This window comes from Evansella cellulosilytica DSM 2522 (genome assembly GCF_000177235.2).
GTDB classification, from domain to species: Bacteria; Bacillota; Bacilli; order Bacillales; family Salisediminibacteriaceae; genus Evansella; species Evansella cellulosilytica.
Window position 1 is genome coordinate 3,849,905 of the sequence record NC_014829.1, and the last position, 23,738, is coordinate 3,873,642.

The following is a 23,738-nucleotide window of genomic DNA, read 5'->3' on the forward strand; positions in this document are numbered from 1 at the left end:
GCTGGACCTTCTTTGGTTGTTTTCAGTTGTTAAAATAAGGTGCCAATTCTCTCAACTTTACTTTCATTGCCTCTTTCCTTACTCGAAAGGAATACCAGCCGCGCTGGCTTTCCTTTCTTCAACTCTTTCCTCATTAGAAAGGAATGCTAATCTATTTTGCATTTTTCCACTAAAACGAACTCCTACAAAAAACACACTTAATATTCCACAGCCTGTAATTCAATAAGAAAAGACTAAAAACGATCTTGCTGAAGCTCGTTTTTAGTCTTTTCTTAGAAGAGTTGAAGAAATGATGCCACATGTCTTTAAAGTAGTAGTGCTCTTCTCGCTACCATGCGTGGCAGCAATTCCACCGTCAAATTTATACTTTATCATTTAAAAAAACCTCCACTAAAGAAATTAGTGGAGGTTCGCACTTAACTATTTATGTTTTAAGCTTCAGGCTCTATTAAGCCGTATCGGCCGTCTTTACGCTTGTATACTACATTTGTTGAGCCGCTTATTGCGTTTGAGAATACGAAGAAGTTATGACCAAGCATATCCATTTGTAGTACGGCTTCTTCAGCGTCCATCGGCTTTAAGTCGAAGCGCTTCGTACGAACAATTTCGAATTCATCTTCGTCTTCAACGGCAACCTTTACTTCTTCCTGTAAAGGCTCTAACTCATTTTTAAACATATATTTTAGACTATCATCCTGTCGAAACTTTTTATTCACTTTCGTTTTGTGCTTTCTAATTTGACGCTCTAATTTTTCAATAACCAAATCAATCGCTGCATACATGTCAGAGTGCTTTTCCTCTGCCCGTAATAAAAGCTTCACCATCGGGATTGTAATCTCTACCTTTTGGTTGTTGTTTAAAACACTCATCTTTACATTAACATCAGACTTTAGCGGACTCTCAAAGTACTTATCAAGCTTTCCAACCTTTTTCTCAACATAGTCTCTAAGTGCTGGTGTGATTTCAAGGTTTTCGCCACGAATATTGAAATTCATAAGCAAACTCCTCCTTTCGGTTATGTATGTAATATTCTTCATACGTAGTTAATATTCCTGCTAAAACCTTTAAAAAAACATAAAATTTTTGTCGTTTTTTGTTTTAGCTAAAATATTGTCCAAAGCCTTAGAGCGACGCTTACTCTTACATTTATATTATTAACAACTTAGCTTGAGGATAACCGTGTTCACGAAATATACATTTGTTAAATTTTCTATAGGCAACAACAGAATCGAGTTTAAAAGTTCCCTCCATCCCAGTGAGAGCTTTCCACCGGATAACGCACTTAAGTGAAAAAGGAAAAACCGCCCACAGTGATATAAGCGGTTTCTTTCTCTTTTGTACTTATGCTAGTATTCAATTCCCTTTGGAAAGCTATACTCATAATAACAGTTAGTCCCTATTCGGTTTCACTGCATGATGATATGCATCTTCGATCAACCGGGAATGTGAATTACAGCTTAACTACGTTAGAGGCTTGTGGTCCACGAGCACCTTCAACAATTTCAAACTCAACTTCTTGTCCTTCTTCAAGAGTTTTGAAACCTTCTTGCTCAATAGCAGAGAAATGTACGAATACGTCGTCTCCACCTTCGCGCTCGATAAAGCCAAATCCTTTTTCTGCGTTAAACCATTTCACTTTTCCTTGCATGTTCATAACACATTCCCTTCATTCTAAAATCTAGCAGCACAGTGTACCACTACAATTCCACTATAACAAGGGCAAAAAACTTAGTCAAACCATTTTAATCTGATTATTTTGACACCATTTGACACGCTTTGCGAACGCTTTCTAGATGCGTCATCTATTAAACAGAAATTGACAAAAATATTTTAATTTTTTTCAAAAAATATTTGAAACTTCCATTCAATATTGAGCGTCTTATGTCGTCTGAAACAACAGATTTACTGTCCTATTACTATTTTTTCATGAAAAAAGAAGCAGTTGGTTATACTATTAAATGTTTTAAAGAAGAACTAGTTTGTAACGAAAGGAGTCTTTCAATATGTGCGGGTTTGTGGGAATGGTAAGTAATAATTCTGAGTCATTGAATCAGCTTCCTTTAGAGGAAATGATGAATGTCATCGCGCACCGCGGGCCTGATGATGCTGGTACATTTGGTGATCAACATGTTCGACTGGGGTTTCGTAGACTCAGTATTGTAGACATTGAAAAAGGGCATCAACCAATGTGCTACGCCGAGGACCGATACACGATTATTTTTAACGGAGAGATCTATAATGCGCCTGAGCTTCGCGAGCAATTAATAGACGCAGGATTAAGCTTTCAAACGAACTCTGATACGGAAGTTATTCTTGCAGCCTATCATTATTATGGAGATGATTGTGTAAGCAAGCTGCGCGGGATGTTCTCATTTATCATCTGGGATAAAAAAGAGTCGAGGTTGTTTGGGGCGCGTGATCCATTTGGTATTAAACCTTTATTTTATCGTGAGTTGAGAGATGGGACAATCATCTTTGCTTCTGAGAAAAAATCATTATTTTTCCTTAACGAACCGACTTATATTGAAGGAGAAGCTGCCTTTCATTATTTAACATTCCAGTATGCACCTGAACCACACACTGTGACTGCAAACATCATGAAGGTCGAACCTGGACATTCTTTTTCATGGAAGCCATATGAATCCTTAAGAATGTACACCTATTTCACTCCTACGTTTATTGAAAAAGAAAAAAATAGGAAGTGGTTAGCTCCTTTCAAAAGAAATGCACTAAAAATAGAAAAAGATGAGATGACATCATCGATCAAAAATACATTAATAGACTCTGTAAAATGCCATATGCGCTCTGATGTACCTGTTGGTGCGTTCTTATCTGGCGGTATCGATTCATCTGCCATTGTTGCAATTGCTAAACAGTTCCATCCTAATTTGAATACATTTACGGCAGAGTTTGATAGAGATGGCTTTAGTGAAGGAGATGTAGCGGAAGAAACTGCGAAGGCATTGGATGTGAACCATACACGGGTGAAAATTTCAGTTGAAGATGTCATGAAGGAGCTTCCAAAAATTTTGTGGCAAATGGATGAGCCAGTAGCAGACCCTGCTGCGATTCCACTGTATTTTGTCGCTCAGGAAGCGAGTCGTCATGTAACCGTCGTGCTTTCAGGAGAAGGTGCAGATGAACTATTTGGCGGCTACAACATTTACCGTGAACCACAATCATTAAAGATGTTTAAGGCTATTCCAAATCGCCTTAAACCATCACTCAAAAAAATAGCGGAACAACTGCCAGTCGGAATGCGCGGTAGAAGCTTCATCATTCGTGGATGTACACCGCTTGAGGATCGCTTCGTCGGTAATGCTAAAATTTTTACCGATGTAGAAAAAGAAGACATTCTTATCCCTGGCTCTCCCGATTGGAAAACGAGCAATATTGTAAAACAGCTTTATGCAGAAGCAAGAAACGCGAATTACGATGATGTAACAACGATGCAATACGTCGACATTCATACGTGGCTTCGCGGTGATATTTTAGTAAAAGCAGACAAAATGACAATGGCGCATTCGTTAGAGCTCCGTGTACCGTTTTTAGATCCACAAGTTTTTGACGTAGCTTCAAAAATTCCGCTTCGCGGTAAAATACAAGGTACACAAACAAAGCTCTGGCTTCGTGAAGCATTAGCAGACATCGTTCCTAACCATGTCCTTCATCGAAAAAAACTCGGGTTCCCCGTACCAATTCGACACTGGCTGAAGGATGAAATGTACGATTGGGCAAGAAGCTGGATACAAGCAAGCAATACAGACCACTTATTTCACAAGAAAAACTGCTTGCAGCTGTTAGAGGATCATCGACTAGGAAAAATAGATGCCAGTCGTAAAATATGGACGATACTCACTTACATGATCTGGCACCATCAATACATCGAGAAAAAAGGCGAAGATGATTCATCTGTTTATAATATTAGTTGAAGAAGAAAGACGTTAATAACAGCTTCAAGAAGCTGCTATTAACGTCCTTTCTTTAAAGCAGTGGAATTTTCGCCGTATCTCTTAAAGTACTAGTGAGTGTTCTTCTCACTAGTACGCACGGCGAAAAAAAATTCCACTGCCAATTTTATATCTCTGGTCTTTTAAGAAAAACTAACAACGAGCTTCGGCAAGCTCGTTGTTAGTCTTTTCTTAGATGCGGTGAAGAAATGATGCCACATCTCTTAAAAGTAGTAGTGAGTGTTTTTCTCACTTCTACGCGTGGCAACATTTCCACCGCCCATAGTTTTACTTCTTTTTCTATGAAGAGGTTGTATCATAAATGGTAGAAAGTACTGGCAATGGCTTCGTTCGTTGCGCGACTACTATGAGAAAACCACTCATAGTAGTCTTTTAAAAGATTGCAACGACTACGCACATTGCTTTGAGGCACTGAAAAAGGTAAATTTCGACCTTTTTCAGTGCTCACTACTACGCGTGGCAACATTTCCGCCGCCAATAGTTTTAAGAGACTGTTCTATTAATGTAGAAAGTATTGGCAATGGCTACGCTCGTCGCTCGCCTGATAGGAGAAATCCACTCCTATCAGGCTTTTTAACGATTGCGACGGCTACGCACATTGCTTAGGGACACTGAAAAAGTGAAAGAACACCACTTTTTCAGTCCCCTCTTCTCACTAGTACGCACGGCGGGAAAATTCCACTGCCAAGGTTAAGAAGTTACAGCAACCACTTAAAGAGATATTCCTCGCTTTCCCCCGTCATATGTGAACAATATGTGAATTATTGAACAAAACATCAGTTTCCCACTCTGGAAAAGCTTGTATTTTTTTCAACACTGCCTTACTATTTAATTAGCTTATGTAAGCGCCTTCATTTTTTTCTTCTTATACACATACCCTTCTTATTTCATACACTACCTTTTTTCCCAACGAATCATTACATTACTTAAAACCTACCAAAATGAATGGACTTGAGCAATATGCACCTTTGTGCCTCAAATATGTCCCCATTCCTATTTAGTTATAAGAATTTAATACTACACTCTTGTATACTAAATAGCTCACTTATTACACCTCTACTGCCTAGAGGCTATTACATAGTACCCCTGTAATAAGTGATGTTTTTATGCGAACACCTTATAGTAGATGAAAAAAATATTTTAGAGGAGTGAAGTAATGTTAAACCAAGTCATGCTTATAGGACGTATTTCTAAAGATCCAGTAATGAACACAACAAAGGAAGGAACTGCTGTTACACGATTGCATTTAGCTGTGCGACGTAATTACAAAAATGCTGAAGGAAACTATGATACAGACTTCATATCATGTACAGCATGGAAAAAGCTAGCTGAAACGACGAGTGATTACTGCTCTAAAGGGTCACTTGTTTGCGTCACAGGGCGCATTCAAATGCGCAGCTATGATATTGGCGATAATAGACGAATGACCGTATCTGAAATCGTTGCTGAAAACGTGACATTTTTACAGCTCAAGCGTAATCAAACAACGACAAGTCAAGTTAACGCTACAAATGGTGCTAGTTCACAATATGGATCAAATCACATTCAGCAAGTACCTATCCCTACTGGTAACGGCACGAGCAACAACCGTGAAATTCCATTTGACATGGATACACCGCCACAAAGTAATGCCACAGCTCCCCCTTCAACTCATGAGGAGAGTGCTAACAACCATACAATAGAAAGTATAGCTTCCCCTTCTGTGCCACCACCGGATTCACAACAGCTTAATGGACAAGCAACAACTACAAATGATCTACCTTTTTAAACGATTGTTTGTCGGAAGAACAATTCTTTTCGAAAAGGCAACCTATGAAAAATGAGGTGATAGTGTTGACCGAACTAGATTTATTAAAAATTATTTTGCATCGACTAGCGAAAATAGATAGTGAAATGTTAAAAAAGAATCAGCTAGATGGTGTGATAGAGCTATTAATCAATCAAGAGGAAAAAGTGGAATCATTACAAAAATCAATTGAGGATGTAAAATTCAGCGTTGAAATGAAGCATCTCGATAATATAAACGCTGACGAGCTCCTGCTTCGCTCCATTCAGCAAAGAGACGCATCATTGTCCATCGCTCGCGCTCGTTAAGAAGACTGGGCGTTTCATTACCAACTGATAAAAGTGTTCTACTCACAATGATCGACTCCTAAATCGTAAAAAAGGAATGCAATCGTTCGTGGTTGCATTCCTTTTGTTTATTTCGTTGTCTCAGAGACAATCACTTTCATTTCACCAATAATTTCGTAGTTTGCTACAGTGGAAGGAATAATAAAGTGGTCTCCCTTTTTCAACGTATGTGTTCCGCCTTCTGTTACGACAGAACCCGTTCCTTCAATGACACTCATCAGTAAATACGATCTGTTTTCACGCACAACATTCCCGTTAATGTCCCACTTATGGACAGTAAAATAATGCTCTTGAATGAGCCGCTCGATGGCAACACCATCTTCTTTCCAAGACGAACGGTCTAATACTGGATCAACATGAGGAACCATGGAACAAGCAACCGAATCTTTAATGTGAAGATCACGTTCATTCCCATTTGTATCTTTTCGGCCGTAATCGTAGAAACGATAGGTGATATCTGAGCTTTGCTGAATCTCAAGAATCATAATACCTTTTCCGATCGCATGGACAGTTCCACTTGGCACATAAACAAAGTCTCCTTTTTCAACAGGAACAGAACGGAACAATGCCTTCCACTCCTGATCATCGACCATTTGCTGTAGCTCTTCTCGTGTTGAAGCGTTATGTCCGAGTACTAGCTCCGAGCTAGGCTCTTTATCTAAAATGTACCAGCATTCTGTTTTTCCAAAAGCGTAGTTTTCATGCTCCTTCGCGTATGTATCATCTGGGTGCACCTGTACTGACAAATCGTCTTGCGCATCAATAATTTTAACGAGTAGTGGGAATTCATCCCCTTCCTCATTTGCAAACAATTCACGGTGGTCCTCCCACAGTTGACGTAGCGTTAACCCTTTGTATGGCCCGTTTGCAACGACATTCGTTCCATGTGCGTGCCCCGAAATTCCCCAGCACTCTCCTGTTTTATCTGACGGAGTGTCATATCCAAACTGCTTGAGTCGGCTTCCACCCCATATTTTTTCCATTAGAACTGGCTCTAACACGATAATATCGTTCATTTGTATCAACCTTTCTTCACGATTATTTGTACGATAATATAAGTTATTACCCGAAAATATACTTGCTTATCATTATAACACTCTAAATTATAATTAGCATAATAGTTTTTGTTATCATAACAAATATAACATATTTATAATAAAAAAAAGGGTATCCCAAAAGCTATTAAAAGTCTTGGCAATGGCTCCACTCACCGCACGACCACTATAAAAAAACCACTTATAGTGGTCTTTAAGGGATTGCGGCGGCTACGCACATTGCTTAGAGGTTGACTCAAAAGGTAAAAAAACGACCTTTTGATCAACCTCTTTCAACATCATTATAGTTTCACATCGATTTTACCGCCTAAATAAGGGTGAGGTGCATCGGCCGTAGCCGGCGCTTGCGTACCTTCTAGCATTTTCGATACAAAGTCTCCATTTTGCTCCGCTGACCCCATCGCCTTTTTCATCATGGCCATAGATGCTTCCTGCTTCACATACGCTTGACTCATCCCCATCGATAGCATTGGAATATTAATACATAACACCTCCTTTTATAATAATTCTGTTAACTTTTCATGGACCGTGTTTCTCCATTGTTGTATACGAGGCTGCATCACCTCATGTACGAAACGGGACTTTTCCTCTGCTGTAGCCATTTCTTCATCTATTTTTATAGCAATATGTACTTCTTTGTGAAAAACGCGAAGTGCCTCCATGCTCGCATCATCGTGTCCAAAAATAGATGCAACCGTCATATTTTCCGTATTATAAGGAAGTAATCCCATCATCATTTGCTGAAGAAGTCGATCGCCGATGTCTTCATTACCTTGCTTATAGCAATCTAGTACAAATGAAAACGATCCCTCTACCTCTTGCAGTAGCTTCAAGTAGTTTTCTAAAAATGTCCGCTGAGCTACCTTGACATGCTGACTCATCATCTCTCACCCGCTAAACTTGGATAATAGTAAAGGGACGTGAATAGTCACATCCCTTTGTTATTATCGTATAAGAAAATCAGTCAAAAATCCAATGATTCATTAATTCTTTTTATCTATAAATGCACCGTCAATCGGCGCATAATTGTATGGATTTTCATAGCGCTGGCCCGTATCCTTCTTCTTTTTCAAACTTTGCATATCACGCTTTATTGCATGTAGCACTTCTTGAAGCTTCTGTGTCATTTGTTCATTTAGGTTTGCTGCCTGCTTTAATAATAACTTTTCCTTATCTGTTGCTTCTCTAGTAATAGACGTTATAATCGAAGCTCGCTTTTCAATTAATGCATTCAACTTTTCGATATAGTCTTCTCTTGCCTCTTTATCTGGAGAGGTATTAACATGATCGAAAAGCTCCTTTGTCACTTCATAGAGTTTGACGAACTCATTCACTTGCTAGATCCCCCACCGACACCAACACCGTGGCGTTGTTTACGGTCAATTTGAATGACTTGCTTCCAAGTATCACGGAATTCAACAACAAATTCTTCTGCTTCCTTTAGTGCATCTACATCATTATTAATATTTGCATCTGTGAGACGACTTAAAATGAAGTCGTACATTTGCAGCATACCTATCGCAACTTCAGTGTCTGTCTTTAATGTGACCATTAACTCTTTAACAATATTCTGTGCTTTTATAAGATTGGTATTTTTATCTTGGTAGTTTTCCTCATCCATCGCTTTTCCCGCTTGTTTTATAAACTTCAAGCATCCTTCATAAAGCATTAACGTTAGTTCTCCAGGTGTTTTCGTTTCCGCTGCTTTCTGTTTATAATTGGCGTACGGATTATTTACTGCCATCATTGTTCACTCCTTATTCTTTAAAGCTTAATTACCCATCATACCACTTACCATCGCCCACATTTGTTCTGCTTGTGAGTTCATTTGCGCCATAGCTGTTTCCATCGCCGTGAATTGGTTCCAGTACCTTTGTTCTGTTTGCTGTAAACGACGTTCGAAATTTGTAATTCTATCTTCAACATTGATTAACTCTCTACCTAATGTAAATTGATGATTTGTTCTTCCCTCGCGTCCTGCACGAGATGTAATTCGGTCCATTGCACCTTCCAATGCTGGCCGTAGCTTTCTTAAAATTCCTTTATCACTTGCTTCTGGTCCATCTCCCATAAAAAATCCATAAAGTTCTTCCCCATGGTTTTCTATATAATAACGAAGACGGTCCTCTCCTGTCATCCTTTCTCCATTCGGCATTTCCCTTGCAGTATGATCTAATACAATCTTACCACCATCCATGTAATTTGGAGATGATACTAAACCTATTTGAGATAAGTCTCTTATTAGATCTCCTTGAACCCCAACTACCGAAAACATTGCTGACCTCATTTGAGACAACGCAGAATTTAAAGCCGAATCTCCACGTAATAAGCCACTTTTGGCTTTTTCTTCCCACATTTCAACCTCATATTCAGTCATTTCTCTTCTTTGTTCGTCTGTTAATGGAGGAAAGTCACGATGACGTGGTTCATTTACAGAACCATTAATCTTGTCTACAAGCTCATTATATTGCTCAACGAATTTCATAATATCTTCAAAGATTTTATCGGTATTCGTCTGTGTTGTTATCATTGTAATTTCATCTGGACTGCTTGAAACACCTGTAAGGGAATAATTCACACCATTAATTGTAAACTGGTTTGTCGTTCTTTCCGTCGTATGCCCATTTAATGTAAACCTAGCGTTTGTTCCTGGACGTCCACCTTCAAGAGATAGTGTAGTAGAGGTTTCTCCTTCTTCAGTTGGTGACACAGTTGTGAAGCCTAGACTTTGGAACAATGCTAAACCATTATTTAATTTTGTTGAATCGCCTTCTTCTCCGACTTGATCAAAGTTAATATCACTATTTGCACCTGTATTTCTCATATTTAAAACGATTTGAGGACTATCGGCGGCAGCATTTTGATCCATATAGGCATTAAAACCTAGTGACGAACTATTAAGTGTTGTTAATACATTGGATAGTTTGTCAGTTTCCTTTAATTGAAATGAAGCTACTCTAGATTCACCAGTACTAGGATCTTTTACTGTCATTTCGAAGTTTGCAACGCCATTTTCAAATGTTAATCCAGGTACATTCCAATCTTTTAACTCCAAATCTTGAACTTCGGCTGACAATGTATTTTGAGAAACATAGGTACTTGCCGTTGCCAATCTTTGAACATTCATTTGTACACTCGTGTTAGGAGCGTTAGCAGTGGCAGTAGCCCTTACCACACTTTGGTTAGAGCTATTAACCGATTTTTGTAAAAAGGTGGCCTGTAATCCTAAGCCAGTTGCTCGAAAAGAATCTCTTAAATTAGTAATCTGTAAATTAATGTCACGATAGGCATCCCTTTGCCATTCAAGAGTAGTTCTTCTTTGAATTAATTTATCTAATGGCATACGTTCTGCTTTCATCAAATCTGTTATCATCTGTTGTGTATCCATTCCAGAAGCTAATCCACCAATACGCATCTATAAACACCTCTTATTCTTTTTATCCGATTATTAAGTATCTGCTATATATATCGGCTAATTCCCTCAATGTATTAACGAAAAAAGAAAAGAACTCGAAAAATCGAGTTCTTAAATCTTTTCATCAATAATAATACCGGCAAACTCAAGCATAGAGGATATCATATCTAAAAATTCTTGTGGTGGAATTTCTTTAATTACCTCTTCTGTGTCACGGTCTATAACAGTTACGATCGTTCTGTCTAACTTCTCATGACGTTCAAACTTTAAAGAGGTAAATTGAGCCTCTGTTAAATGATTGAGTGCCCCAATTTTTTCATCTAACACTTCCACACTCCATGTACGTGATTCTTCGTATGATGTAGCCTCTGCTTTTCTAGATGATGTATCTACACTTCCTTGTGTATTTGTCTGCTGTTGCTCTACTCTATCCGCTTTTATTTGAGAGTATAGTTCGTTTACAGACATTGAGCCTAAACTTGACTTCACTTCCATGTGCTTTTCTCCTCTCATTTATACTATATACCTACTTATTTTATCGGTAGAATTGTCACTACTTTTTATAGGTAAAAATGAGAGAAGTTACTAAATATCAGAATTATTTTATTTTGTATTCTGAAATCACTTTTAAAACACTTGTTATAACATCTTCAACATCCTTTTTAGTCATCGTTGGAAAGATTGGTAGCGTGATTATACCCTCATATATTTCCTCAGTTATTGGTGTTTTCATACTAGTATACCCTAACTTCCTATAATATGGATGTTTATAGACAGGTATGTAATGGACATGTACACCAATATTTTCTGCTCGCAATGCCTCAAATATTTCTTTTCTCCCAACAGAAAAACAAGATAAATCTAGTTGTAATATATATAGATGCCAACCGGATTCAGTATGATTAAGTTGTTTAGGTGTGATGAGTCCCGGTATTTTCTGAAATCTTGTCGTATACTGCTCAGATATCTTTTTTCGTTTTAGTATAAATTCGTCTATTTTTCTGAGTTGGGACGTGCCTAAAGCGGCCTGTATATCATTCATGCGATAATTCATCCCGAGTTCTACCATTTCATAAAACCACGGTCCTTCTTTCTCGCTTACTTCTGTTTTCGTTATACCATGTGATCTAAATAACCTGAGTTGATTAGCATAAACACTATTATCAGTAACGACTATACCACCTTCACCTGTAGTTACTGGTTTTACAGGGTGGAAACTAAACATGGTCATATCAGCTTGTTTCCCAACCTTTCTCCCCTCAAAAGTTGCACCTAGTGAATGTGCCCCATCGCTAATAAAAACTAAATGATGTTTCTTTGCCAATTTTTGAAATGAATGATAATCTACGGGCTGCCCTGTATAATCAACTGAAACAATCGCTTTTGTGCGTTCTGTAATTTTATCCTCTATTTTCTTTGGATCTAAATTATATGTATCTTTATCTATATCGGAAAATACTGGCCTTGCTCCCTGATAAAGCGCAGCATTTACCGTTGCTGCAAAGGTCATTGCAGGCGTAATTATTTCATCTCCTTTTGTAACTCCAGCGGCATAATAGGCACCATGTAGTGCAGCTGTACCATTAGCAAAGGCAACTGCATGTTTAGCTCCAACATACTTCGCAACTGCGTCTTCAAACCTCTCAACAGCAGGCCCTTGTGTTAGAAAAGGACTTTTTAATACTTCAATCACTGCATTAATATCCTCATCATCTATATATTGTTTTCCATACGACAAAAAGGAGTCTCTTACTGGTTTCCCACCATGTATGGCTAACATAAATATCACCCTTCCATTTAAAGATAACCTCCAATGTTTCATTCCATTGGAGGTTATGTCATAATTATTGATCTAAATGCCCTTCACTTATCCAATCTTCTGTGCGTTTTATACCTTCCTCAAGCGATACTTTGGGTTTCCAACCTAATAGAAGATGTGCTTTCTCATAATTAGAGAGAAGCTTTTGGATTTCACTCTGTGGATGTATATGTTCGACGTGTTTAATGCGATTCTCATCTTCTACTATAAGCTTAGCAAGATCGTTTATTGAGATATCCCTACCTAAACCAGCATTTATAACTTCTCCGTTTACTTTCTCAGAGTAACCTGCTTGTACAACAAAATTTGCACAATCCTCCACGAATAATAAATCACGTGTTTGCGTTCCATCACCATAAATATGAAGCGACTCTCCTTCAAGTTTTTTCTTAATGAAAATAGCAACGACACCACCTTCACCACCGGTCTTTTGAAAAGGACCATAGGTGTTGAATGGTCGTACGACAACAACAGGAAGGTCATAAGCGAAAAAATAGGACAACACCATATTTTCTGCTGCAATTTTTGCGCCCGCATATGGAGAGGCAGGTTTAGTAGGATGCTGTTCAGTTATTCCTGTTTCATCTAAACAGCGATCGTATACCATGCAAGTACTCATAAATACTACTTTCACAAGATGCTTACGGCATTGTTCCATAACATAAAACGTACCCACTGTATCGTTGTTAAACGTTGTTCTTGGATCATCAATTGAATCTTGAACATTAATGGAAGCACCTAGATGATAGCAGATGTCAAATGAATATTTGCTAAATAAAGAATCTAGGAGTTGTTCGTCCTTAATATCGCCTATTACTACTTCTAACAAATTGCTTTTGTCTTTAAAATCTGCTAGATTTTTCTTTTGTCCGTTGGAAAGGTCATCTAGCACAACAACATTGTGCCCATCGTGAAGCAGGTGTTTAACAACCCATCTACCGATAAATCCAGCACCACCAGTAACTAAAACGTTCATTACTACACTTCCCTTTATGATTAATTCCCCTCTTCCATCACAACATCAAACGTAAGAGGATCTCCTTTTTTCACTTCTTTCACTACTTTTTTGCCAATTATTAAATTGATGTACTTTGTTGGCATTCCTAGTCCTGGTCGAATTGCTCGTACATTCTCCTTCGTAAGTACATCTCCTACTTTGAGATCGCTTGAAACATATAAAGAACGTCTGTGTTTTAACGAAGGCTCTTCTGATTTTGTAGGACCATATTTAACCGTACCTAAACTAAGCCATGCCTTCTTTGTCTCTTCCACCAATGCCTTCATTTCCTTAGGCTCCATAGAAAAGGCAGCATCTACTCCACCATCGTCACGGGATAATGTAAAATGCTTCTCGATTACCGTTGCTCCTAAAACAACACTAGCTACCCCAACACCGACGCCCATCGTATGATCGGATAGCCCAACTTGAGTCCCAAACAATTCTTTTAAATGTGGCAATGTTCTTAAGTTTGAATTCTCTGGTGAAGCAGGATAAGTGCTTGTACATTTTAAGAGAATGAGGTTTTCACAGCCTTCTTCGCGTGCGACTCTAACGGCTTCATCTAATTCTGCAGCAGATGCCATTCCAGTTGACATGATAACTGGCTTACCAGTACGTGCTACCTTCCGAATCAACGGAATATCCACGTTTTCAAAGGAAGCAATTTTATAGCAAGGTACATCAAGGCTTTCTAAGAAGTCTACTGCTGTTTCATCAAACGGAGAACTAAACGCAATAAGTCCTAGTTCTTTACAACGTTGAAATATTCGCTCATGCCACTCCCATGGTGTATACGCTTCTTTGTATAAGTCATAGAGAGAATTCCCTTTCCATAAACTATTTTCATCATCAATAAAAAACTCGCCTTCTCTAACATCTAGTGTCATCGTTTCTGCTGTGTATGTTTGAAGCTTTAACGCATCTACACCCGCGGCTGCAGCTGCCTCCACAATTTCTAACGCTTTGTCTAGTGATTGATTATGGTTCCCAGACATTTCAGCAATGATGAATGGGGGCTGGTTGGGACCGATTTTGCGTTCTGCAATGGTGAATTCTTTCATTGAAACACCTCCTCATTAATTATATGTAATGTGTTTGATTTTGATAAAATGCAGATTCTTACTTATTATCTTTCTCATAGTTAATATTCTTTAAAAAGCTTATACATATTTTCACTTAAATTAATTTCCGATTATTTCTTTTACAATAGGATGTTGTAAACAACCGTTATTTCTCACTAATGCCCTAGACCTCTCACTTAATTGCACTAAAGATATCTTGCCTTCCCTTAGATCCTTTAATACTTTAATATATGATTTTTCAGTTATATTTTCGTGCCATCCAATATTTATTATTGCACCATGTTCGTGAGTATCTTCTACAGACTTCCTTTGATTTTCTGCTACTATTGTAACAATCGATGGGAGACCTAGATAACAACGTTCCCACATTGTAATTCCTCCAGCTCCAAATGATACGTCCGCTTCTACCATTAACTTAGTTATATAATTAATTTGATAATGAAAAGTAGCGCCAATATCTGTACACATTTTTTTTATAGTACTGATATTTAGATTAGAACTCCCTACAACTACATCGACAGCTAAGGAAGTAAAATTATGCTGCTTAATAGCTGTTAAAACCTTTTCGGTTTCGTTTGTCTGGTCGCTTCCACCATAAAATATTAGGATCTTACTAACTTGAGTAGGTTGGTACGTCAATCCTTTTACATTATTAAACTCCTGACGTAATAAGAGATAATTAGGACCTAAGTATTTTTTACAAGTAGATGATACCAAATGATTATATCTATTTCTCATGTTCGAATAAAAATTTTGGTCAAGAAGGAGATCACAGTCATGCTTACGATTCGCTAAGTCATCTATTACCATTATTTTATTAACAAAAGGTCTTACAATACTCTCATATTTCTCTCCAAGACTATAATGATCAATAACAATCCAAGTGATATCCATTTCTTTTAAATATTGAACAGTTTTATCTGCGTCCTCTAGTTCATTTAAAATGTTTGGTAATTCTAATACTTTAAAACCATTATCCTTAATTATACCAATGAGATTACCTCTAATGTTTTTACAAATAAAACATACTTCTACTCTTTCTTCTTTTAACATCTCTGCCAATACTAAGCATCGCATTACATGACCCGAACCTATGTTAATTGAAGCATCCACACGAATTATAACATTCAAAACCATCATTCCTTCAAATCTCAAAATAAGTAAATATTGAAAAAATAGTAAATCACTTCACAGGTTTCTGTACAATATGAGAATTAATATTTGCTACTTCAGGATTATTTACTAGAAAATTTACAACTTGGTTAGATGATACAAGCTTATCATTATTAAAGTGTTGTGCTATCATTTTACATAGTTCATAATCTTCTACTGTATCAAGGGTGATACGGAGTTCCGGATTACACAATGAGTCTGGCGCAAAATACTTTTTAACAGAGAATTTATCTTCATTTTCATATCCGTAGTATGTAACATGTTCACGATGTCTTTCTTCTTTGCCATTTTTATAGATATACTCCAATGCATTAAACGCAAACATTTCAACTACTAACCCTCTGGGCAAATCCCCCTCTACCTTCACAAAGTCACATGGATTATTTATCATTTTTTTTATTATATTTTCTGCCATTTCAATGTCTACAAATGGACAATCAGATGTCACCCTTATTATATAATCTGATTGATATAATTTGGCGCATTTATAGTAACGATCTAAAACATCTAATTCAGACCCTCTAAAACAATTAACTCTATTCCTTTGACACCATTTCTCAATATCCGCGTCTTGTTTTGAAATGGTAGTAGCTACAATGACTTCATCTACCCCTTTAATACGTTTACACCTAGATACTACATAGTCAAGGACAATAGAGTTTCCAAGAGGCTTTAACACCTTACCTGGTAATCTACTTGACCCCATTCTAGCTTGGATGATAATATTTACTTTCACTATTTAATCCTCCTTCATATCAATAACTAAATCATTGGGATAACGAATCAGTTTCAATTCTTTACTAGTTCGAACAAAAGGAGAATCACATATGCCTATCCCTTTGGCCTCCAATAAAAACCAATATAAGCTATCTAACCCAGCAGCAATACTTAATGGAGAAGCCCCGCCAAAACGACAATTGATTTCCAAAATATTTAGGTTATTATTGTCATCTAAAATGACTTGAAATACTACATGCCCATATAATCCTAATTCTTCAGCAAAGTTGCAACAAACTTTTTCTATCATATCGTTCTTTACAGTTGTCGTAATTTGTGATTCACCATTTATAACAGTGTCTCTACTTCTTACAATTGCTCCTTTAGCTTTAATTTCATTATTAATATAAATATCTATACTATACTCTTTACCAACTATATAAGGCTGAAATATTGGCCCCCTTAACTTGTTTGCATGAATTCTTGCCTCATCCATATTTAAGTTAGTACCTATATTTTCAGAACCTGCCCCAAATTTCTCTTTCACTACAAAGTAACTAAAAGCTTTTATATCGACGATGTTTTCTGTAGTAGGAATAACGGGGTAATTTTTGTTTGTACTGTATTTGTAAAATTCAAGTTTATCTATGCATTTTTTAATTGGTTCCTTATCTGAAACCATGACAAAAATATCATGCTCTTTTAGCGAATCTTTCCACTCAGAGAAAATTAAAAGTTCTGCATCTCTTGTAGGAATAATAGCAAATATATTATTAGAGCGACAATAGCTTATTAATGTTTCAAGTTTTAATTGACTTAAGGGTGGCATTAGCCAAAATTGATCAACAAAATATTTGCCAATTACATTTAATTGACTATCAGCTCCAAAAATTTGGCACTTAGCATTGATTTTTTTTCCAGCCTTTTTAATAGCTTTAAGAAGGGGTACTTTTTTGGAAATACTCGTTACTAATATGTTCATTCTCCCCCACCAAAATCTTTCCTTAATTCTAATAAAGAATATATTTTTTTATCTGCTTCATAGTGTTTGTCCAATGAGATTTTCATATGATCCCCTACTGGTCTGATTATTCGTATCGTCTTCATGCCTAATCTTTTTGCAGTAACAAAATCTTTATGGGGATTATCACCAATATAAATACATTCGTTTAATGACGTGTTTAATACTTTTGATACTTCCTTATAGGGGATATCACTAGGTTTCCAACAACTACTTCCTAAGTCATCTGAAACAATAATAGAACTAACTAATTCATTTAAGCCCAATGCTTCAATTTTTCGCCATTGCATTATTGAGTTACCATCTGTAATTATTCCTATAGGTATATTTTGCCTCTTCAAAAAAGATATCAAACTTTTTGCATCATTATATAAATCAATCAAAGGTCTGTGGTTTCTATAGACATTGATAAGTTTATCAATACTCACATCAATATTATATCTTTGACAAACGGCATTAAAAACTCTTCCCCTTCCACTTATCATCCATTCTTTAATAAAACTGTTATAAAGAGTCTCTTGATTTAGGTTAGGAAATTTGCCAACAACATATTTTGCAACGGCATTAAACCCTGAACGAACATATTCGTGTTCACAAAATAATGTATCATCTAAGTCAAAGATTGGAATGTTTTTTTCCATTTATAATATTCCTTCCTATTTAATTTAATATCGGACTAAACAATAAAAATAAAGAGCCTGTTTGAACTTACAAGCTCCTTCTAATTATATCAAGTCTCTGTATGCTTAACTTGATACAAGTACTTAGACTTTAAACACTCCCAAACGCGGTATAACCAATCGAGATTCTTCCCTACAATCACTATAAAAACTAACATCTCTAAATTATTTATGATTGCAAATAGTGATATTAAGAAATATATTAAGAAGATATCAAAAGCAGGTATAATACCCCTAGAAAAAAACCACTGTTTCCATTTTGAACGTACTATCGTATATTTCCTCATAAATGGTAAAACGAATTTATGTACAACAATAACATCGATATATATTGTTGCTACAAATAATACTTTAGCCCACATTGGTACATCAACAACAAAAGTAATAGATACAAATAATACAAGTCGTACTATTTGATCTACCCACTGATCTAATTTCGCCCCAAAATCCGAACAACGATTCGTTAGTCTAGCTAGGTTACCATCAGCGCCATCCATTAAGTGATGTAGCTGAAGTAAAATTGCTCCAAGAATCCATTGTTCGAATATAAAGGAAAGTCCTGCACCAATACCAAACAGCCCAGCAATAACAGTTACCATGTTTGGTGTTAATCTCATATCATAGACCAGTTTTGTAAAAAAGGGGTCTATAAGATGTGCGTAATATTTATTAAAAAGATACTCTTGAGGGCGTCTTTGTTGGACAACATATTTCTGACGAAAAGAACGAAATTTACATATAAGGCTCATTAACACTCACCTCGATTAAAAACAGAAATGAAATCAATGCCTTCTCTCTTACCTTCTTTTATCAAGTAATCTTTTATTTCAATTTCATATTTTGCCACAGTGATTAAAATTTTCTTACTTAAATCAATTTTCTTAACTGATATACCATTTATTTTTTTTCCCTGTTTTGTTACATCCATATCAAAGAAGCAATCTATTTTCCACTGTTTTTTTAACCAGGCATATAATATTTGCCCCATTTCTCCTGCTCCCCATATTGCAATCTGTTGGTCGTTATTTGCATTAAGAAAACAGTTAATCTTAATAGTATTTAGTAAATAAAAAGAATCATCCCCGTATTTTCTATAATTTTTTTTATTCTCAATTAGTTCATCAATTGCATTAGCTGCTCGAATAGGTGCATTATTATCTTGATAACTATATAGTTCTTTGACTAAACCCTCGTATGGTAAATCTTTTCCTGAACTATAATTTTTAATTAATTCAATAACATCTGAAATTTTTCTCGCATGCGGTAATACACCTCTAACTTTAATATCTAAACTTGTGTTATTTTCATCTCTGTGACTTTGACTATAAACCGCTACATTTTTCATTTCACTTATATTCAAATACCCACTATCTTTTATATCCTTATCATAACTATCTAGTAAAACTATGGGCTTTCTTAATAGCATAGCGTCAAATATTGATCCACTATAATCACTCAATATAACATCACAGAGGTATAGCAAATCAAAGAGATCTGTTGTTTCATTAAAATAGTATATATTTTGCGCTTTAGATAAATTAAATAAATCTGAACTACTATTACCATGATGAAGCTTAATAAGAAGGGTAAAATCTTCCAAAAATATTTCCTTCTTTTCCATAAACTTTTCTAGGGAAGATAAATCCGACCAGGTTGGACAATATAACAGAATTGGTTTATCACCCTCTCTTGTGAATATTTTTCCAGATATGTCTACTACATTTTCTTTATATTTATCCTTAAATCGCGGATGACCTATATTTTTCACTTCTGTAAACTGATTTAATTTTTTGCTTGCGTAAGGTCCATATGCCAATACTAAGTCAAACCCTTTATTCCATTCTGCATAATTCCAACTGTCTTTTGCATACCCATACATTAGTCGTACTTTTAATATATTTTTATCAAGTAACTGGAATCCTGCTAAATAATATGGAGCTAGTATAACATCAAATTGTTCCGCTAAAAAAATGTCTTCAAAATCACTAAATTTAATAGAATGTTCCTTAAAGTAGCAAAAAATTCGATTATAACGATCACTTAATTTTGGCGTAAATATTATATATTCAACAACATATCCCCTAGACTCTAATTCATTAGCAATATGTTTATAATGAATATAATGAAAAATGGTTGTACAAGCAAAACCAACTTTTCTCATAATATATTTCCCTTCCTAAAGAGGAGTTTTCTATTATATTCTTTGAACATTTTTACCAAGACTAAATTGTTCAATTATTCTAATAATAGAAATTGATTCTGATGATAGAAGCTTATATGTTTCCTTATGATTCGAATTAATTAATTTAACAAATTCTGAAAGTTCGTACCTTAACCCCTCTCCATCAAATTTATAATATATTTTTTTATTTTCCGAACTTTTTTCATATCTTATTTCAAAATATTCCGTTTTCCACCAAGGTGCCGGAACATATATATATCCTTTTGTTCCTGAAATAACTAGATCACCTTCCGATTTTACACCTAATCCAACTTTTGCTGTTGCAATCGCATTTTTATATTTGATATTTATTTGAGTAAATAAATCTACTTCTTTTTGTTGATCATAATGCGTATAATAATTTACACTTTCTATTTTTTCACCAAGTAGTTTTATAATAGCTAAAAGTGGATATGATGCTAATTCGTTGACACTACCTCCAGCAGATTCTTTATTTAATTCACGTAATTGTCCTGAGACTAGTTTCGTAAAAGTAGCATCTACACTTTTGATCTTTCCTATCAATCCACTTTTAGCTGTACTAATAAGTCTGTTAAAACCTGGTGAATATCCTGTCTTAATTGCTTCAATAAGGACACAATTATTTTTTTGTGCAAGTTCATATAGTTCTCGAGCTTGCTCTTCAAATAGTACCATTGGTTTTTCACATAATACATGTTTTTTTCTTTGAATTGCATGCTTAATATATTCATAATGGGTTTGATGCGGTGACGCAATGTAAACTGCGTCAACTCTATTTAAAAATTCCTCATAGTCTAATGTCCAAAACATCAATTGATGATTTTCATAAAAATTTATTAAAGACTCTTTATTTGGTCCGAAAACCCCTTCTACATTAACACCACTTACAAACTTTGCTTCTGGAATAAACCTGTTAGCTATCCTTCCATAACCTACTACTCCAAGTTTTAAAATACCATTATTTTTTTCCCTTAGATATGTGCTAGAAACTCCTTTTGTACGTTCTAAATAAACAACTTCACAATATTCTTTTAAGTAATCAAACTTCCCAAACCAATCTGAACCAATTGCAAATATATTTATATTATATTTCAGAATATCGTTTATTTTTTGTCCTTCATATTCTTCTATTATTACTTCATCAACAAGTCCAGTCGCTAATACATTATCTATTCGTTTCATTAAATTATCTTGAACGTTTAATTTGCCCCGGCTATTATCGTAACTTTCTGAAGTAACACCAACTAATAAGTAATCTCCTAGGTCTTTAGCTCTTTTCAGTAAATTTAAATGACCTTCATGGAATAAATCAAAGGTACCATAAGTGATAATTCTCTTCATTCCTTCACAACCTTTATATAACAAATGTTTTTCTAATGTGTATTGTTTGTACCGCTCAATAGGATGAAAATTTGATACCGATTTGTGTAAGTCTACAATTTATAGGTAATGTTAATATCTACCAGATACCTCCATAGCCTTTCTGATGAGTAACCATCTTGATATTCAAAAAGATTATCTAATAAAACCTTTCTCTCATCAATGTAATTATCACCCTTATAAAATAAATTATGAAGTTCCTCCTCTAATTCAATCTGCGTACTACATTTTTTACCTGGCGTTATTTCACCATAATTAAAATGAATTCTATCCTCTTTTTGATTATAATATTCATAGTCATAGTTATAAAAAATAACAGGTTTATTCATTAAAATAAAATCTGTGTATATAGAAGAGTAATCAGTTATTAAAACATCTATTAATGAGAATAATGGATAAAGATCTAAATTTTTTTGGTATTCAATAATATTTTCGTATCTACAATTTATTATCGATTTACTCTTTGGATGTTGTTTTAAAATAAAAATAAATTCATTTTTCATGCAGAAATTAGATAGTCTATTATAGTCAACTGCTTCAGTTTCCAATTTAATAGTATCAGCATTATTCCTCCATGTAGGTGTATAGAGTATTATTTTTTTCCCAAGCTTCTTAAAATACTCGACTTTATTTAATACAGACGCATCTACACCTAACATGACATTACTTGAAACTTTTTTATTAAAGAATATATCATTTCTAGGTTGACCATTTATAAAAATGTTCTTATATCTAAACATATTTGCTTTTTCTTTAATTTGAAGTTCAGAGCTAAGGACAAGCAAGTCATAAAAAGGGGACTTAATTATGATTTTACTATAAATATTAGTGAGCATTCTTTTCTTGTATTCCTGCATAATGGGGTTTGAATTTCCTACTTTCTTCATTCCAACCCCATGCCATAACTGTATTTTGTAACTTCTATATAATAAGTGTGGCTTGAAATTTCCTAACCATTCATTACTATCTACAATTACAACGCCTGCTCTTAATAACTTCCAAATTGATGATATTTTTGGATAAAATATAACTGGTAAATTATTATCATTTAATGTATTAAATGTTGCAGCGTCTTCACATAAATAATATATATTCATCCTTTGATCTTTATCTATATTATTGTACAAATATAGATATAAGTATTTAACATTATCAGCAAACCTATTGTTCATTCTAGGGATAAAAACTATTTGTTTTTTGTTTTTTGGTATAATTATTGATAAAGGGATGCAAATACACCACCCAACTATAAATCTATATAAGATTCCCTTAAATATAAACTTTATTGGGTGCTTGATTTTCATATATTCCAACCTACTTTCAGATTTTCATAATCTTCAACTGTATCAATTTCATACCACGAATCTATATCAACATTAATTGAATAAACTTTTTTCCCACTCTCATTTAGTCGGTTTATCAATTCATGCCATATTTTTCCAAACTTATGTTCTTCTTTTATTATTTGACCTAGTTCATCAACAAAATCTCTTCTATTATTTTTCCCTTTTATAATTAGTACTCCCGCAGAGGCTGCATCACAAAGAGATTCATCTAATGTTTTGGATACTTGAATAACTAATCCATTTTCTATATTAACTTTTACATCATCTGAAGCGTAGCTTCTTTTTGTACTACTGAGTAAATATATCCCTTCTTTTTCGCACTTTGATTTTATTTCTGAAAATATATTCTTGTTATAAACCGTATCACCATTAATAATGATACTATCATCACAACTGATCAAAGAATTGGCTGTCCAAATGGATAATAATGGTCCTACATCAGAAAATTTGGGATTATAGAGCGTTTTTACTCCATTGTACTTTTCTATCCTAGAATCTATTGAATCAGCATGATAACCTGTTATAACTGAAATAGTCTGAATAAAGTCAAAATTTCTTGCACCTTTAATATTATTCTCTAATATTGTAGTAGTATTATTGTTTATTTTTAAGAGAGGTTTAGGTATATCTCTAGTAATATTTCCTAGTCTTTTACCTCTACCAGCTGCAAGTATTATCAGATTCAAAAATCCCTCACCCATTTCAAAGATTTAATAAATATTTAAATTGTATTAAAATATACT

Annotated in this window: 24 protein-coding genes and 1 pseudogene; 3 read left to right on the plus strand and 22 right to left on the minus strand. The window is 35.1% G+C overall.

What is annotated here, in order from left to right; translation table 11 throughout:
- Positions 1–431: 431 nt before the first annotated feature.
- Positions 432–995 carry a ribosome hibernation-promoting factor, HPF/YfiA family gene (gene hpf / locus BCELL_RS17800; protein WP_013490163.1) on the minus strand — a complete coding sequence of 188 codons (564 nt, stop codon included), beginning with the start codon at positions 993–995 and terminating at the stop codon, positions 432–434.
- Between the two features lie 455 nt (positions 996–1,450).
- Positions 1,451–1,648, minus strand: a complete 198-nt coding sequence (cspD, locus tag BCELL_RS17805) for a cold-shock protein CspD (protein ID WP_041809164.1) — start codon at positions 1,646–1,648, stop codon at positions 1,451–1,453.
- Between the two features lie 355 nt (positions 1,649–2,003).
- On the opposite strand from cspD, the gene asnB reads away from it, so the two are divergent.
- From asnB to BCELL_RS17820, 3 genes are all read left to right on the plus strand, one after another.
- A complete protein-coding gene (asnB, locus tag BCELL_RS17810; protein WP_013490165.1) occupies positions 2,004–3,932 on the plus strand; it encodes an asparagine synthase (glutamine-hydrolyzing) in 1,929 nt (642 codons plus the stop codon).
- A gap of 1,195 nt (positions 3,933–5,127) precedes the next feature.
- On the plus strand, positions 5,128–5,739 hold the full coding sequence (locus BCELL_RS22255; protein WP_013490166.1) for a single-stranded DNA-binding protein: 612 nt from the start codon (positions 5,128–5,130) through the stop codon (positions 5,737–5,739).
- A gap of 65 nt (positions 5,740–5,804) precedes the next feature.
- A complete protein-coding gene (locus BCELL_RS17820; protein ID WP_041808395.1) occupies positions 5,805–6,065 on the plus strand; it encodes a hypothetical protein in 261 nt (86 codons plus the stop codon).
- 107 nt (positions 6,066–6,172) lie between these two features.
- Here BCELL_RS17820 and manA read toward each other — a convergent pair whose 3' ends face one another.
- The 20 genes and pseudogenes from manA to BCELL_RS17915 all read right to left on the minus strand — a co-directional run bounded on the left by manA (position 6,173) and on the right by BCELL_RS17915 (position 23,681).
- Positions 6,173–7,120, minus strand: a complete 948-nt coding sequence (manA, locus tag BCELL_RS17825) for a mannose-6-phosphate isomerase, class I (RefSeq protein ID WP_013490168.1) — start codon at positions 7,118–7,120, stop codon at positions 6,173–6,175.
- Positions 7,121–7,440: 320 nt separating this feature from the next.
- Positions 7,441–7,629, minus strand: a complete 189-nt coding sequence (locus BCELL_RS17830) for a YjfB family protein (RefSeq protein WP_081457332.1) — start codon at positions 7,627–7,629, stop codon at positions 7,441–7,443.
- A gap of 27 nt (positions 7,630–7,656) precedes the next feature.
- Positions 7,657–8,043, minus strand: a complete 387-nt coding sequence (locus BCELL_RS17835) for a DUF8042 domain-containing protein (protein WP_198283990.1) — start codon at positions 8,041–8,043, stop codon at positions 7,657–7,659.
- Positions 8,044–8,142: 99 nt separating this feature from the next.
- The gene (gene fliT, locus BCELL_RS17840) at positions 8,143–8,493 is read right to left on the minus strand and encodes a flagellar protein FliT (protein ID WP_013490171.1); all 351 of its coding nucleotides are present in this window, start codon (positions 8,491–8,493) and stop codon (positions 8,143–8,145) included.
- Positions 8,490–8,903, minus strand: a complete 414-nt coding sequence (gene fliS, locus BCELL_RS17845; protein WP_041808396.1) for a flagellar export chaperone FliS — start codon at positions 8,901–8,903, stop codon at positions 8,490–8,492. The genes fliT and fliS overlap by 4 nt, the downstream gene beginning before the upstream one ends.
- Positions 8,904–8,930: 27 nt before the next feature.
- Complete coding sequence (locus BCELL_RS17850; protein WP_013490173.1) at positions 8,931–10,574, minus strand: flagellar hook-associated protein 2; 1,644 nt, start codon at positions 10,572–10,574, stop codon at positions 8,931–8,933.
- Between the two features lie 111 nt (positions 10,575–10,685).
- Positions 10,686–11,069 (minus strand): flagellar protein FlaG, encoded by a 384-nt coding sequence (locus BCELL_RS17855; protein WP_013490174.1) that lies wholly within the window; start codon positions 11,067–11,069, stop codon positions 10,686–10,688.
- A 103-nt stretch (positions 11,070–11,172) separates the two neighbouring features.
- Entirely contained in the window at positions 11,173–12,354 is a 1,182-nt protein-coding gene (gene pseC / locus BCELL_RS17860; RefSeq protein WP_013490175.1) for a UDP-4-amino-4,6-dideoxy-N-acetyl-beta-L-altrosamine transaminase, read from the minus strand.
- Between the two features lie 64 nt (positions 12,355–12,418).
- Complete coding sequence (locus BCELL_RS17865; protein ID WP_013490176.1) at positions 12,419–13,369, minus strand: dTDP-glucose 4,6-dehydratase; 951 nt, start codon at positions 13,367–13,369, stop codon at positions 12,419–12,421.
- Between the two features lie 20 nt (positions 13,370–13,389).
- Positions 13,390–14,454: a pseudaminic acid synthase gene (pseI, locus tag BCELL_RS17870; RefSeq protein WP_013490177.1), complete on the minus strand. Its 1,065-nt coding sequence runs from the start codon at positions 14,452–14,454 to the stop codon at positions 13,390–13,392.
- A 120-nt stretch (positions 14,455–14,574) separates the two neighbouring features.
- Complete coding sequence (pseG, locus tag BCELL_RS17875; protein ID WP_013490178.1) at positions 14,575–15,615, minus strand: UDP-2,4-diacetamido-2,4,6-trideoxy-beta-L-altropyranose hydrolase; 1,041 nt, start codon at positions 15,613–15,615, stop codon at positions 14,575–14,577.
- A 43-nt stretch (positions 15,616–15,658) separates the two neighbouring features.
- Positions 15,659–16,384, minus strand: coding sequence for a cytidylyltransferase domain-containing protein (locus tag BCELL_RS17880; protein ID WP_013490179.1), 726 nt, complete (start codon positions 16,382–16,384; stop codon positions 15,659–15,661).
- Positions 16,385–16,387: 3 nt separating this feature from the next.
- On the minus strand, positions 16,388–17,347 hold the full coding sequence (locus tag BCELL_RS17885) for an ATP-grasp domain-containing protein (RefSeq protein ID WP_013490180.1): 960 nt from the start codon (positions 17,345–17,347) through the stop codon (positions 16,388–16,390).
- On the minus strand, positions 17,344–18,027 hold the full coding sequence (locus tag BCELL_RS17890; protein WP_013490181.1) for an HAD family hydrolase: 684 nt from the start codon (positions 18,025–18,027) through the stop codon (positions 17,344–17,346). The genes BCELL_RS17885 and BCELL_RS17890 overlap by 4 nt, the downstream gene beginning before the upstream one ends.
- 89 nt (positions 18,028–18,116) lie before the next feature.
- Positions 18,117–18,683: a CDP-alcohol phosphatidyltransferase family protein gene (locus BCELL_RS17895; RefSeq protein WP_245546897.1), complete on the minus strand. Its 567-nt coding sequence runs from the start codon at positions 18,681–18,683 to the stop codon at positions 18,117–18,119.
- Positions 18,684–18,814: 131 nt separating this feature from the next.
- The gene (locus BCELL_RS17900; protein ID WP_013490183.1) at positions 18,815–20,227 is read right to left on the minus strand and encodes a CDP-glycerol--poly(glycerophosphate) glycerophosphotransferase; all 1,413 of its coding nucleotides are present in this window, start codon (positions 20,225–20,227) and stop codon (positions 18,815–18,817) included.
- Between the two features lie 33 nt (positions 20,228–20,260).
- Positions 20,261–21,223 (minus strand): Gfo/Idh/MocA family protein, encoded by a 963-nt coding sequence (locus tag BCELL_RS17905; RefSeq protein ID WP_245547042.1) that lies wholly within the window; start codon positions 21,221–21,223, stop codon positions 20,261–20,263.
- Positions 21,224–21,238: 15 nt separating this feature from the next.
- Positions 21,239–21,610, minus strand: a pseudogene (locus BCELL_RS23085) (FAD synthase family protein); the annotation flags it as partial.
- Positions 21,611–21,702: 92 nt separating this feature from the next.
- On the minus strand, positions 21,703–22,953 hold the full coding sequence (locus BCELL_RS17910) for a CDP-glycerol--poly(glycerophosphate) glycerophosphotransferase (RefSeq protein ID WP_013490185.1): 1,251 nt from the start codon (positions 22,951–22,953) through the stop codon (positions 21,703–21,705).
- A complete protein-coding gene (locus tag BCELL_RS17915; RefSeq protein ID WP_013490186.1) occupies positions 22,950–23,681 on the minus strand; it encodes a phosphocholine cytidylyltransferase family protein in 732 nt (243 codons plus the stop codon). Before BCELL_RS17915 ends, BCELL_RS17910 begins: the two co-directional genes overlap by 4 nt.
- Between the last annotated feature and the right edge of the window lie 57 nt (positions 23,682–23,738).

What these genes read in the sequence shown, in the direction of transcription:
- hpf (WP_013490163.1), bottom strand. Translation starts at nt 995, where the DNA reads ATGAATTTCAATATTCGTGGCGAAAACCTTGAAATCACACCAGCACTT.
- cspD (WP_041809164.1), bottom strand. Translation starts at nt 1,648, where the DNA reads ATGCAAGGAAAAGTGAAATGGTTTAACGCAGAAAAAGGATTTGGCTTT.
- asnB (WP_013490165.1), top strand. Translation starts at nt 2,004, where the DNA reads ATGTGCGGGTTTGTGGGAATGGTAAGTAATAATTCTGAGTCATTGAAT.
- BCELL_RS22255 (WP_013490166.1), top strand. Translation starts at nt 5,128, where the DNA reads ATGTTAAACCAAGTCATGCTTATAGGACGTATTTCTAAAGATCCAGTA.
- manA (WP_013490168.1), bottom strand. Translation starts at nt 7,120, where the DNA reads ATGAACGATATTATCGTGTTAGAGCCAGTTCTAATGGAAAAAATATGG.
- BCELL_RS17830 (WP_081457332.1), bottom strand. Translation starts at nt 7,629, where the DNA reads ATGCTATCGATGGGGATGAGTCAAGCGTATGTGAAGCAGGAAGCATCT.
- BCELL_RS17835 (WP_198283990.1), bottom strand. Translation starts at nt 8,043, where the DNA reads ATGATGAGTCAGCATGTCAAGGTAGCTCAGCGGACATTTTTAGAAAAC.
- fliS (WP_041808396.1), bottom strand. Translation starts at nt 8,903, where the DNA reads ATGGCAGTAAATAATCCGTACGCCAATTATAAACAGAAAGCAGCGGAA.
- BCELL_RS17850 (WP_013490173.1), bottom strand. Translation starts at nt 10,574, where the DNA reads ATGCGTATTGGTGGATTAGCTTCTGGAATGGATACACAACAGATGATA.
- BCELL_RS17855 (WP_013490174.1), bottom strand. Translation starts at nt 11,069, where the DNA reads ATGGAAGTGAAGTCAAGTTTAGGCTCAATGTCTGTAAACGAACTATAC.
- pseC (WP_013490175.1), bottom strand. Translation starts at nt 12,354, where the DNA reads ATGTTAGCCATACATGGTGGGAAACCAGTAAGAGACTCCTTTTTGTCG.
- BCELL_RS17865 (WP_013490176.1), bottom strand. Translation starts at nt 13,369, where the DNA reads ATGAACGTTTTAGTTACTGGTGGTGCTGGATTTATCGGTAGATGGGTT.
- pseI (WP_013490177.1), bottom strand. Translation starts at nt 14,454, where the DNA reads ATGAAAGAATTCACCATTGCAGAACGCAAAATCGGTCCCAACCAGCCC.
- pseG (WP_013490178.1), bottom strand. Translation starts at nt 15,615, where the DNA reads ATGATGGTTTTGAATGTTATAATTCGTGTGGATGCTTCAATTAACATA.
- BCELL_RS17885 (WP_013490180.1), bottom strand. Translation starts at nt 17,347, where the DNA reads ATGAACATATTAGTAACGAGTATTTCCAAAAAAGTACCCCTTCTTAAA.
- BCELL_RS17890 (WP_013490181.1), bottom strand. Translation starts at nt 18,027, where the DNA reads ATGGAAAAAAACATTCCAATCTTTGACTTAGATGATACATTATTTTGT.
- BCELL_RS17895 (WP_245546897.1), bottom strand. Translation starts at nt 18,683, where the DNA reads ATGAGATTAACACCAAACATGGTAACTGTTATTGCTGGGCTGTTTGGT.
- BCELL_RS17900 (WP_013490183.1), bottom strand. Translation starts at nt 20,227, where the DNA reads ATGAGAAAAGTTGGTTTTGCTTGTACAACCATTTTTCATTATATTCAT.
- BCELL_RS17910 (WP_013490185.1), bottom strand. Translation starts at nt 22,953, where the DNA reads ATGAAAATCAAGCACCCAATAAAGTTTATATTTAAGGGAATCTTATAT.